General features: G+C 64.3%; 8 protein-coding genes and 2 pseudogenes. 9 read left to right on the top strand and 1 reads right to left on the bottom strand.

The genetic code is table 11. From position 1 onward, the window contains the following. A partial coding sequence (locus QMG52_RS20700) for an ExeA family protein (protein ID WP_283562305.1) occupies positions 1 to 529 on the top strand: 529 nt, incomplete at its 5' end. 120 nt (positions 530 to 649) lie between these two features. Here QMG52_RS20700 and QMG52_RS20695 read toward each other — a convergent pair. Continuing rightward, complete coding sequence (locus QMG52_RS20695; protein WP_283562304.1) at positions 650 to 1,555, bottom strand: LysR family transcriptional regulator; 906 nt, start codon at positions 1,553 to 1,555, stop codon at positions 650 to 652. Positions 1,556 to 1,673: 118 nt separating this feature from the next. Here QMG52_RS20695 and QMG52_RS20690 point away from each other — a divergent pair, with 118 nt between their 5' ends. The 8 genes and pseudogenes from QMG52_RS20690 to QMG52_RS22500 all read left to right on the top strand — a co-directional run. After that, positions 1,674 to 3,134, top strand: a complete 1,461-nt coding sequence (locus tag QMG52_RS20690; protein ID WP_283562303.1) for an aldehyde dehydrogenase family protein — start codon at positions 1,674 to 1,676, stop codon at positions 3,132 to 3,134. A 2-nt stretch (positions 3,135 to 3,136) separates the two neighbouring features. After that, entirely contained in the window at positions 3,137 to 4,852 is a 1,716-nt protein-coding gene (locus tag QMG52_RS20685; RefSeq protein ID WP_283562302.1) for a hypothetical protein, read from the top strand. Further along, positions 4,852 to 5,844 carry a membrane dipeptidase gene (locus QMG52_RS20680; RefSeq protein WP_283562301.1) on the top strand — a complete coding sequence of 331 codons (993 nt, stop codon included), beginning with the start codon at positions 4,852 to 4,854 and terminating at the stop codon, positions 5,842 to 5,844. The genes QMG52_RS20685 and QMG52_RS20680 overlap by 1 nt, the downstream gene beginning before the upstream one ends. Further along, positions 5,837 to 6,574 carry a hypothetical protein gene (locus QMG52_RS20675; RefSeq protein ID WP_283562300.1) on the top strand — a complete coding sequence of 246 codons (738 nt, stop codon included), beginning with the start codon at positions 5,837 to 5,839 and terminating at the stop codon, positions 6,572 to 6,574. Before QMG52_RS20680 ends, QMG52_RS20675 begins: the two co-directional genes overlap by 8 nt. After that, entirely contained in the window at positions 6,571 to 6,951 is a 381-nt protein-coding gene (locus tag QMG52_RS20670; protein WP_283562299.1) for a RidA family protein, read from the top strand. The genes QMG52_RS20675 and QMG52_RS20670 overlap by 4 nt, the downstream gene beginning before the upstream one ends. A 67-nt stretch (positions 6,952 to 7,018) precedes the next feature. Beyond that, entirely contained in the window at positions 7,019 to 8,383 is a 1,365-nt protein-coding gene (locus tag QMG52_RS20665) for an MFS transporter (RefSeq protein WP_283562298.1), read from the top strand. A gap of 112 nt (positions 8,384 to 8,495) precedes the next feature. Further along, positions 8,496 to 9,923, top strand: a pseudogene (locus tag QMG52_RS20660) (thiamine pyrophosphate-binding protein). Between the two features lie 115 nt (positions 9,924 to 10,038). Continuing rightward, a pseudogene (locus QMG52_RS22500) lies at positions 10,039 to 11,090 on the top strand (aldehyde dehydrogenase family protein); the annotation flags it as partial. Positions 11,091 to 11,277 lie beyond the last annotated feature (187 nt).

Below are 11,277 nucleotides of genomic sequence, written 5' to 3'. Positions count from 1 at the left end.
CACCGCCCTGGGAGCCACACCCGCCTTCTATTCCGGGGCCCTGGCCGCCCAGGCCGCGTCCCTGCTCGCCGGGGAACTCGACGAGCGTTCCCGCCTGCCCGTCATTGCCATCGACGAGGCACACCTGCTTTCCAACGAGGACCTCGAGGCGCTCAGGATGCTCTCGAACGTATCCATGGACACGGAGTCACACTTCGCGTTGCTGCTCATCGGCCAACCCACCCTGCGCCGGCGGTTGAAGCTGGCCGTGATGGCAGCCCTGGACCAACGCATCGGGACCCGGTTCACCATCAACGAGATGAATCTGGACGACACCACCAGCTACATCAAGGGTCACCTTGGATTCGCCGGCCGATCCGACCCGCTCTTCTCCGAAGACGCCATCAACGTCATCCACCAAGCATCCCGAGGCTACCCGCGCACCGTGAACAACCTTGCCCTCGCCGCGCTCATGGCCACCCGCGCGGCAAACAGCGCGATCGTGGACCAATCCGCAGCACAATCAGCAGTAAACGAATTCAGCGAATAAAAACCGCCCGCCAACACTGACAATCAAGCCGCCACCCTGACCACGAACGCCCCGCCAAGACCACCTTGGCGGGGCGTTTCCGTCCCCGGACCATCGTCAAAACAGATGACGGCTTCATCGTCAAATAACGCAACGCTCAACAGAGACTAGGATTTCCTGGAACGCTTCCTTGACTTTTGTCACGAGCAAGGAGTTGGATGTGTCGGTGGCGTAGATCAGGCTGACCGTCGAGCTGGCGTTTGCGTCTTCAATGTCCAGGTAGACCAGTCCCGGGATGGCGAACGCGCGCATCGATTCGGGCACGACGGCGATGCCCAGGTGGGCTGCGACGAGGCCGAGAATGGTGGGGAACTGGACGGCTTCCTGGGCGATGTCAAAGTCCACGCCCACGGCATGGAGCAGGGCCGAAATGTGGTCAAAGAGCGATGAGATGCGGCTTCGCGGAAAGGCAATGAAAGCCTCACCTTTCAGATCCTTTAGGCCCACAGGGGACTGTGCGGCGAGGCGGTGGTCGTCGGCCACGGCGACCACCAGGGGCTCGTGCCGGAGCACCGTGGCGCTGATGCCCGCCACTGTCCGGACCTCCCGCGCAATGCCGGCGTCAAGGATGCCGGCTGCAATGAGCTCCAATTGCACATCCGTGGTCTCCTCGCGCAGTTGGAGATCGATCCCAGGCCACTGTGAGCGCATGTGCCGGACCAGGCCGGGCACCATGGATATGGCCGCCGAAGAAACAAAGCCCAGACGCAGCCGGCCAAGTTCACCGTTCCTGGCATGCGACAGTGCCGCCGTCATGACGGCGTATTGGGCCAGGACCTTGCGCGCATGCTCCAACAGCACCTCGCCCTCAGCGGTCAGTTCCACGTTGCGGGAATTGCGCACGAACAGGGCGACCTTGCACTCGTCCTCCAGCTTGCGTATCTGCTGGCTCAACGGCGGCTGTGCCATGTGAAGGCGCTGGGCTGCACGGTTGAAGTGGAGTTCTTCGGCCACTGCGACGAAAAGTTCAAGGCGTCTGAGGTTCATGCAATCAAGACTAAATGGATATTGAAGTGCGTCAAATAGATACTTCAATTCGCAAGGCAATGCGCCTAACGTTGGTGGTGAGAGAAGTCACAGATTGGCACGGAACAAAGGATTGAAAATGCCCGTATTGACCAAACCCGCCAGCAGCTTCATCAACGGTACCTGGGTTGAGGGATCAGGTGCTTTCGTGTCCCGATACAACCCGGCGGTGCCGGACCAGGCAGTGACCAGCTACCACCAGGCCGGCTCCGCGGAGCTGGGCCAGGCGATCCAGGCCGCCGCTGCCGCAACCACGGCCTGGGACGAGCTGGGCATTCTGGCACGCGGCCGCGTCCTGGCGACCGCCGCGGCAGCCATCCGGGACCGGGCCGAGGAAATCGCCGCCGTCATGACCGCCGAACACGGCAAGACAATCGCGGAGTCCAGGATGGAGGTTGATGCATCGGCGGACACCTTTGATTACCATGCCGCCTCCGCCCGCAATCCCGTAGGTACCGAATTCCCCTCCAGTCATCCGGAGGAGCGGATCCTGACCATACGGCGGCCTCTGGGCGTGGTCGGGGTGATCACCCCGTGGAACTTCCCCCTGCAGATTCCGGCCTGGAAGATCGCTCCGGCGCTCCTGCACGGCAATACGGTGGTGTGGAAGTCGGCGAGCAACACGCCAGGGGTCTCCGTTCTGCTGACGGAGGCGCTGGCTGCCGCCGGTGTCCCCGCCGGCGTGGTCAACCTGATCCTGGGCCCGGGCCAGCTGGGCTCCGAACTGGTGTCCGATCCCTTGGTGGGTGGTGTGACGTTCACCGGCTCCGTGCCGGTCGGCCACCACATCCGGGGAATAGTCTGCGGACGGGGAGCGAAACTGCAGCTTGAACTCGGCGGTCACAACGCCACACTGGTCCTTCCGGATGCGGATGCTGAGCTGGCTGCCACCAGCGTAGTCAACGCGGCCATGGGTTCCACCGGTCAGAAGTGCACCGCCACGCGGCGCGTGATTCTGGTCGGCGGCGGCCACGAGGACTTCCTGGCAAGGGTCAAGGATAAGGTATCGAAGCTGATGCTGGGACCGGGCACGGATGCCTCGGTCCAGATCGGCCCCGTCGTCTCGCCGTCGGCCCGCGGGGAAATCAACGCCGCCATCGAACAGGCGCTGGCGGAAGGCGGGGAAATCCTGGCCCAGTCGACTCTGCCAGAGGGCGAAGGCAGCTACGTCGCCCCCACCGTGCTGACCGGACCGCGCTCCATGACCATCTGCCAGGAGGAAGTCTTTGGCCCCGTGACAACCGTGCTGCACGCAGACACCCTGGAGGATGCCATCGAACTGGCAAATAACACGGCGTTCGGCCTCACCGCCGCCGTCTTCAGCAGCGACGAGCGTGCCATCCGCCGCTGCGTGTCCGCGCTGCAGGCAGGGCTGGTCAAGGTCAACGCCCCGACCACCGGCTCCGAACTGCACGCCCCGTTCGGGGGAATGAAGGACTCCACCTTCGCCGGACCCCGGGAGCAGAACAGCGCCGCTGCCGCCACTTTCTTCACCCACGAGAAGACCGCCTACCTGCGCCTGGCACCCAGGAAGGCATGACCATGAACCTCATCGACGAAAAGACCAGGTGTGAGCTGCGCACCCCGGAGGCTGTGCTCTGCGGTTCCGACATGAACGGCGCCTGGGGCACCCGGCACAGTTTTGCCCGCACGATGCTCCGCCGCGCGGCCTCCCACCAATGGCGTGTGACCAAGTCTCGTCTGGAGCTGGACGAGCTGGGCCGGGGGACCGCCGTCTACACCCTTGACATCGAGGGCTTCAGCTTGAATTTCATCGCTTTCTGCCAGGCACTGGAAGAAAGCGAACGCACCGACAGGGTCATCGCGAACGCCTGGGACGTCACGGCCGCACTCATCGAAGGTGAACTGAGCCCGGAGCGCGAGGCGGAACTGCGCCGCAACGTCACGGTCCAGGAACAAGGCCGCACCGACCCGGAAACGATCATCATGACCCGGGCCAACCGCAGCGCCCGCTTCTTCGACTATGTGAGCGACTGCCTTGCCGCGGGGACCCAGCCGGAGGTTGCGAAGATCGGCCCCAGCCCCTACCTAATCCGCAGCACCGCGTTCTACGGCAACGGCAAGTTCGGCCTCAAGGAGCTGGCCACCCTGCCCGCCGCCCACCCCTTGTCCGTCCCCTACCGTTCGCAAATGCTCGCCGCCTGGCTGCTGCGCGAGCTCAGCATGGATCTGGTGGAGCACGTCGCCAGGGCCAAGGCCCGGGCCGCCGGCACCAATGCTGTTCCCCTGAATGCGGAGTGGGGCAAGTACTTTGGGCTGGGCAACGCCACCGGCTTGGGCATGGTGCCTTTCCTGGTCAACCACCCCGGCTACCTCGACGCCTGGTGCAAGCTCCGCGAGCTTCCCCTCGCCGCGGGACTCACCACCAGTTACACACCGGAGGATCCTGACCTGGGCCGGGTTGTTGAACAACTTGAGAGGGCTGACCGGCACCTGGCGGAAAAGTCCGAGTTGAAGACCGTGCCGTTCCTTTCGACCGATTCGATCAGGCCCCAACTTCGCCAACTGCTGCGCGAACTCCAAGCCTTCATGGCTTCCGGTGGGAAGGCCGCCCCCGTGCTGGCGCGCCTGCACGAACTGGCGGGCGACCTTAGCCCGGAAGCCCGCGGCCTCTTCGCCTCCATCGTCATTGAACTCCGGCACGATTTCGATCAGGAGGCCGACGCCCTTCTCACGGTGGCCGCCCCGCCGCCCTTTGACCCTGCCATGCGCGGGGGCGAACTGCGGGCACTGCTGGATCAAAATTATGGCTGGACCCGCAACTACGACTTTGCCGCCCCGGAGCGCTCCACCTACTACTGGTACACCTCCGCGGACAGCGAAGAACCGAGGCGGGCGCAACGGATACAGATGGCGCCCGGCACAGTGCAGCACTGCACGGACGTGGCACGCCGGATCAACGCCCTGGCTGCTGATTTGGGACGCTTCCCCGCCGGGGCCAGCGTGGCCGAATTCCTGCTGGCCCATCCGGACCACCGGTTTGCTACCGAACGGATCCAGCAAACCAAGGATTACCGCTACGGGGATTTGCAGGACAACCTCCTGGATGCGCAATTCCTGCCGCTGAGCACCCAACGCTTTCAATTGGCGACCTACGGGATGAACAACTTCAGCCCGCAGTCCACTGACTGGGTGCGCGTCACTTTGTTCAGCGGCGCTCCGCGCGTGGCGGATGTCATGAACGGAACAGACGACGACGATTGGCTGTTTCCGCTGGCGCCCGAAGGAGCGAAATAATGAGTGTGCACCAGCAGGCGACCGTCGTGGACGGACTGCAGATCAGTAACTGGAGCAGGCCCGTCCTGGAAGAACTGCGCACCGGCGGCGTCAGCGCCGTCAACGCCACCTGCGCCGTCTGGGAAAATGCGGCTGAAACGATCCGCTCCATCGGCCAATGGCTCGAGCTGGCCAACCGCAACGAAGATCTTTTCTTCCTGGCCACCAGCGGCGCCGACATTGAAAAGGCGAAGGAACAGGACAAGATCGCCGTCTTTCTCGGCTTCCAGAACGCCAGCCCCTTCGAGGACGACTATCGCTATGTGGAACTTTTCCACCGCCTGGGTGTCCGCATTGCCCAGCTGACCTACAACAACCAGAACCTGCTCGGCGGCGGCTGCTTCGAGACAGAGGATTCCGGGCTCACCCGATACGGACGGGTCGTGGTTTCGGAGATGAACCGAGTCGGGATGCTCGTCGACCTCTCGCACGTCGGGTACCGGACCAGCCGCGACGCGATCGAGGTCTCCACGATGCCCGTCGCAATCACGCATTCAAACCCCCTGTGGTTCTTCGACACGCCCCGCAACAAGCCGCACGACGTGATCCAACCGCTCGTGGACCGCGGGGGAGTCATCGGTTGCTGCCTCTACCCGACCGTCAGCGGCGGCGAACACGTGACCATTGAGAGCTTTGCCGGCATGGTCTCGCGCATGGTGGATCAGTATGGGCCCTCTCATGTCGGTCTGGGCAGCGACTGCACCCGCGGCTGGGACCACGAATTCGTCGGCTGGCTCCGCAACGGCCGCTGGCAGCCGACCGCACCGGAAAACTCACCCCGGTGGCCCGCCTGGCCCAACTGGTTCACCGGACCCGAAGACTTCCCCCGGCTCACCGAAGGACTGGTGGCTGCCGGACTCACTGATGACACCATTGCCGCGGTCCTCGGCGGCAACTTCAGCCGCCTGTTCGCCGAGGTCATGGACAACACCAAGGAGAAGGCCCATGTCTGAGACCCCAGTGTCTGAGACCAAAGTGTCAGGCATCACAGACAGTGTCCACGGGAATGCCGTCTGCTTCGTCCAGCCCCGCGAGATCGTCGAATCGGCGTTCCGCGCCATGTGCGCCGCGGGTGCGGACCCCGCCGAGGCCCAGGAGGGCGGACTGGCCGTGCTGCGGGCCGAAGTCGACTCGAAGGACGGGCTTGCCCTGTTGGAGCAACTGCTCGCGGCAGACTGGGCACAGCCCGTGCGGGCCGCCGGGACTAAAGCGACTGTGTGGGCCGGTGTCACCGTTCACGAGCTCGACTGCCCGGACCAACCGGCACTGCGTTCGGCGATGCAGCTTATCGACCTGGCCGCCAGCGGCGGTGCCGAGGAAGTCCGGGTCAGCCGCACCACGTGTTCCGGTATCCCGCGCCAACTGTGGAACGACCTGCTGCTGCGGCGCAGCGCCAACCTGCGGCGCACCATTATTGTGGCCATCTCCACCAAGGCCGGCACGGAATACCTCTCCGTCAACAACGGCACCGTCACCTCGGCAAGCGAGCCGCCCAGCACAGCTCTGGCAGCATCGCTGCTGCCGCCGTCGGACGGGGAAAACACGGTCGTCGTCGTCCTTCCTGGCACTTCCGGACCGGCCCGCCAGGACGCAAACATTTGTCAAAACCCCCTGAAAGTAAGTGACCACGAATGGCATCGCATGTATCAGCTTTCCCGGAACTACCTCATGGCGGACCGGTGAGCAGCATCGAGCGCACCCAGTTCTCCGACGGTAAGCCCCGGCCCTACTCAGCCTCGGCCGCCGTCAACGGGATCGTCTTTCTCTGCGGGCAGGTGCCCACCCGCGCCGACGGTTCAACCCCAGCCGACATTGCCGGCCAAGTAACCCAAGCATTCGACAACCTGGAAAACGCCCTGTCGGGTGCACATTCAGACCTTTCCAGCCTCCTCAAACTCACCGTCTACCTCGCGGACCTGGACGAGTTCGAGGACTACAACGCCGCCTACCTCACCCGGCTCAGCGGCCATCCACTGCCTCCCCGTACCACGGTGCAGGTTGCCCGTTTCCGGGGCCAGAAGCGCATCGAAATCGATGCCATCGCAGCCGCAACAGCCTGACCCACCCTCGGTCACGGATCTGTCGGGTAACCACCGCCGCTTTCCCTAAGCCCAGATCGGAACCACCATGCTCCACGCACCTGTTCCAGCACCCACCTCCCAACTAACCATTGATTCAGCACCGCTGAACTCGTTCCACAAGCGCCTGACGCTGTTCAGCTCGGGTGGGCCGTTCCTGGACGGCTATATCCTGGCCATCATCGGCATCGCCTTGGTCCAGGTCATTCCCCAATGGCAGATGAACGAGTGGTGGAACGGGCTCATCGGCGCCTCCGCCCTGGTCGGCGTCTTCATCGGTGGCCTGGTCTTCGGCAACATCACCGACAAAATCGGGCGCAAACTCATGTACACGATCGACCTGGTCGCGATCATCGTGTTTTCCGTCGCACAGTTCTGGGTCAATGAGCCCTGGCAGTTGTTCACGCTGCGCCTGCTCATCGGCATAGCGGTTGGGGCGGACTACCCCATCGCCACCGCACTCGTAGCCGAATTCGTGCCCGCGAACTGGCGGGCACGGCTGCTCGGCGGCCTAAACGCCATGTGGTTCGTCGGGGCAACCGTGGCCGCCTTTGTCGGCTACTGGCTGCTGTCCCTGGAAGACGGCTGGCGGTGGATGCTCTTGTCCTCGGCGGTCCCGGCCGTCTTGATCCTCATTGCCCGGGCCACGATCCCGGAATCCCCGCACTGGCTGGTCGGCAAGGGCCGCCACGACGAGGCCCTGGCCATCTTGAAGAAGACCATCGGTGAGGGGGCGACCCTGGACGGGATCACAGCCCATGACCCCAATGCCGTCAAGCTCAGCACCGGCAAGGCCTTCAAGATGGTGCTCACCGGCGGCTACCTGAACCGTGTCATCTTCATCTCCATCTTCTGGACCTGCACCATCGTGACCCTGTTCTCGATCTACGCCTTTGGACCGCAGATCCTGGCCCTGTTCCACCTCGAGTCCGGAGACGCAGCAAACATCGGCTACGGACTGATCAACCTATTCTTCCTTGTAGGCAACATTGTCGCCCTGCTCGTCGTGGACAAGCTTGGCCGCCGCCCCGTCCTGATCTGGGGGTTCATCCTCTCCGGCGTCGGCCTGCTGTTCCTGGCACTCTTCCCCACCGCCCCGCTGGGACTGATCGCTCTCGCCTTCGCCTTTTACGCCATCTTCAACGGCGGGCCCTCAATCCTGGAATGGATCTATCCAAACGAGCTGTTCCCGACCAAGGTCCGGGCCACCGCCGTGGGCCTGTGCACCGGAACCAGCCGCATCGGCGCCGCCATCGGAACCTTCGCCACACCCTTGGCACTGACCCACCTGGGGCTCTCGGGCACCATGTGGATCGCCGCCGGCATTGCCCTGGTCGGAGCCGGAGCCAGTTACTTCATGGCACCGGAAACCAAAGGCAAAAACCTCGAAGACGCCGCCTCACTCCACGCCTGAGAACTCCGGAATGCATCCGCGACAGTCGATAATCCATAGACAAGGAAACACCATGACGTTACTGAACGTCGCCGTCCACGCCGCGGGATAGACACGAAGACGCAGAACGGGACTGCCTGCGACATATCTTCCGCTGACGTCCCTGCACCCGGCGCCGTCGGCAGGGCACGTCATCGTCGACTCGCTCGTGGCCCACGGCGTCCGGCGCGTCCACGTGGTCCCGGGGGAAAGCTACCGCGAGGTCCTGCACGGCTGTGCACGGCTCGCCGATTGAAACCGTCTGCCGGCATGAGGGCGGTGCGAGCTACATGACAGAGGCCGACGGGAAGATGAACCAGCTTCCGGGCATTGCGATGGTGACCCGGGGGCCAGGGGCGGCGAACGCCCACGTTGGGCTGCACACCGCCTGGCAGGATTCAACACTTATGGGCCTCTTCGTCGGGCTGATTCCCTTTGACCACCGCGACCGGGAGGCATTCCGGGAATTCGACAGCAAGGCTTGGTTCGATACCGGAGCCAAGCGCGTCATGGTCCTTGACCATGCCGAACGTGCCTCGGAAATCGTTGCCGAGGCCATGTTCGCGGCCATGAACGGCCGTCCCGGCCCCGTCGTCGTCGGCCTGCCCGAGGACATCATCCGGGAACACGTCAACCCGTCCCTGCACCCGCCCATCCCCGTCGCTGGAGGCGGCATGACCGGGGAGGACTCCGACGCGCTGGCCAACGCCTTGGCCGCCTCAAGCAGGCCGCTGTTCGTTACGGGCGGCAATGACTGGACCCAGGACGGGGCCGACCGGCTCACCCGGTGGCTGGAGCGTCATCACATCCCTGCCGTGGCCGAGTGGCGCACCGAAGGGACCGTCCCCTTCGATTCTCCGTCCTATGTGGGCCCGATCGGGTACGGCCGGCCCCGGCCCACCCATGACCTGCTGGAGGAGACCGACCTGCTGGTCTTCGTCGGCACAGTGCCCGGCGACGTCATCACCGACGGCTTTTTGTGCCGCTAGGACTGGACCAAGAAGAACTTCATTGTCCCCATGGATCCGTCCCTGCGCGGACGCTCCGGGGGAGTGTCGCGCCAGATCGTTGCCAAACCGGACGCCTTTGTCCGGGACCTGGAGAGGATTGAGCTTCCAGTGAGGGCCGAATGGAAGGCCTGGACGGCAAGGATGCGTGCGCAACAGGAACAATTCGCCGCGCTTCCCGACGCCGTCCCGGCGGCGCGGATGGACATCCATGGGCTACTCGGTCCGGCCGCCGTCGCCGCGTCCCTGGCCCACCCCGGCCGGCGCGTGGTGACCATCGCCGGGGGACGGCGAATTCCTCATGAACGGCCAGGAACTGGCCACCGCCGCCCAATACGGTGCCACGCCGTTGGTGGTCGGCATGGACAACCAGGAATACGCCACGATCCGCACTCATCAGGAACGGCACTACCCGGCCAGGATCTCCGGCACCCAGCTGAAAAACCCCGGACTTTGAGGACAAGGTGTTCGCCCTCATCCACCTCGTCGTCGAACAGTGCGTGAAGGCCTACTAGCCAGGAGCCGCCAGCCACCATCACCCTCTGCCACGACACCATGCGGTCCGGGACCACATGCACTCAAAGATTGGAAGAATTGAATGTCTGTTTCACCTGCGGAAGAAACCCGGCTGCTGCAGCCCTGGACGCGGCAGCGGCCGCCCAGGAGTCCTGGGCGCAGGTCCCGCCGCGGCAGCGCGGGGAGATCCTGCGCCGGGCGTTTGAACTCGTCACGCAACGGGCCGGGGACTTTGCCCTGCTCATGACCCTGGAAATGGGCAAGCCGCTGGCGCAGGCCCGCAGCGAAGTCACCTGCGGCGGAGTTCCTGCGCTGGTTCTCTGAGGAAGCAGTAAGGACATTCGGGCGTTATTCCATCGCCCCCGAAGGCACGTCCAGGCTGTTGGTCACCAAGAAGCCTGTTGGCCCGTGTCTGCTGGTCACGCCCTGGAACTTCCCTCTGGCGATGGCGACCCGCAAGATTGCCCCGGCGGTTGCTGCCGGGTGCACCATGGTTCTGAAGCCAGCGAACCTGACCCCGCTGACCTCCCTCCATCTGTTCGCTGCACTCATGCAGGAAGCCGGGCTGCCGGCCGGAGTGCTGAACGTCATCCCCACCTCCACCGCCGGCGCCAGCACCGGCCCGCTTGTCACGGACCCCCGCCTGCGCAAGATCTCCTTCACCGGCTCCACCGAGGTTGGGCGGGGGTTGCTGGCGAATGCCTCTAAGACCGGTGCTGCGCACCTCCATGGAGCTGGGTGGTAACGCCCCCTTCGTGGTCTTTGAAGACTCCGACATCGACGCCGCCGTCGCGGGGGCCATGATCGCCAAGATGCGCAACATGGGCGAGGCCTGTGCCGCGGCCAACCGCTTCATCATCCACGAAACCGTCGCGAACGAATTCACGGAAAAATTCGCCGCCCAGATGTCCGAGATTACCCCGGCCCGCGGCACGGAAAAACCTTCGACAATGGGGCCACTGATCGACGCCAAGAGGCGGGAGAAGGTCCACCAGCTCGTCACGCACGCGGTCGCAGAAGGTGCGGCCGCAGTGACCGGCGGCGGCGCCGTCGAGGGCCCCGGGTACTTCTACCGGCCCACCATCCTCACCGGCGTCGTCGAAGGGGCCCGGATACTCACCGAGGAAATCTTCGCCAGACCCGCGAAGACGCCGTCGTTCACGTCCTGGAAGGTAAGCTGGACTACTGGTTCGCCGAGGGGATGCCGTGGCGGGTCCGGGGACGCTTGGAGCGTACCCGGTTTGATGGACGGGGTGGGGGTTGGTCCGGGTTCCCGACTGTAGGAGACTACTTTTATGGGTTCCACTCGCAGGAGCTTCACTGATGAATATAAGCGTGACGCGGTAGCGTTGG

The organism is Paenarthrobacter sp. PH39-S1, assembly GCF_030063245.1.
Classification (GTDB): domain Bacteria; phylum Actinomycetota; class Actinomycetes; order Actinomycetales; family Micrococcaceae; genus Arthrobacter_M.
This window is presented reverse-complemented; position numbering and strand designations above follow the sequence as displayed.

Excerpts from the sequence above, each read along its gene's own strand:
- QMG52_RS20695 (WP_283562304.1), bottom strand. The coding sequence starts at position 1,555 with ATGAACCTCAGACGCCTTGAACTTTTCGTCGCAGTGGCCGAAGAACTC.
- QMG52_RS20690 (WP_283562303.1), top strand. The coding sequence starts at position 1,674 with ATGCCCGTATTGACCAAACCCGCCAGCAGCTTCATCAACGGTACCTGG.
- QMG52_RS20685 (WP_283562302.1), top strand. The coding sequence starts at position 3,137 with ATGAACCTCATCGACGAAAAGACCAGGTGTGAGCTGCGCACCCCGGAG.
- QMG52_RS20680 (WP_283562301.1), top strand. The coding sequence starts at position 4,852 with ATGAGTGTGCACCAGCAGGCGACCGTCGTGGACGGACTGCAGATCAGT.
- QMG52_RS20675 (WP_283562300.1), top strand. The coding sequence starts at position 5,837 with ATGTCTGAGACCCCAGTGTCTGAGACCAAAGTGTCAGGCATCACAGAC.
- QMG52_RS20665 (WP_283562298.1), top strand. The coding sequence starts at position 7,019 with ATGCTCCACGCACCTGTTCCAGCACCCACCTCCCAACTAACCATTGAT.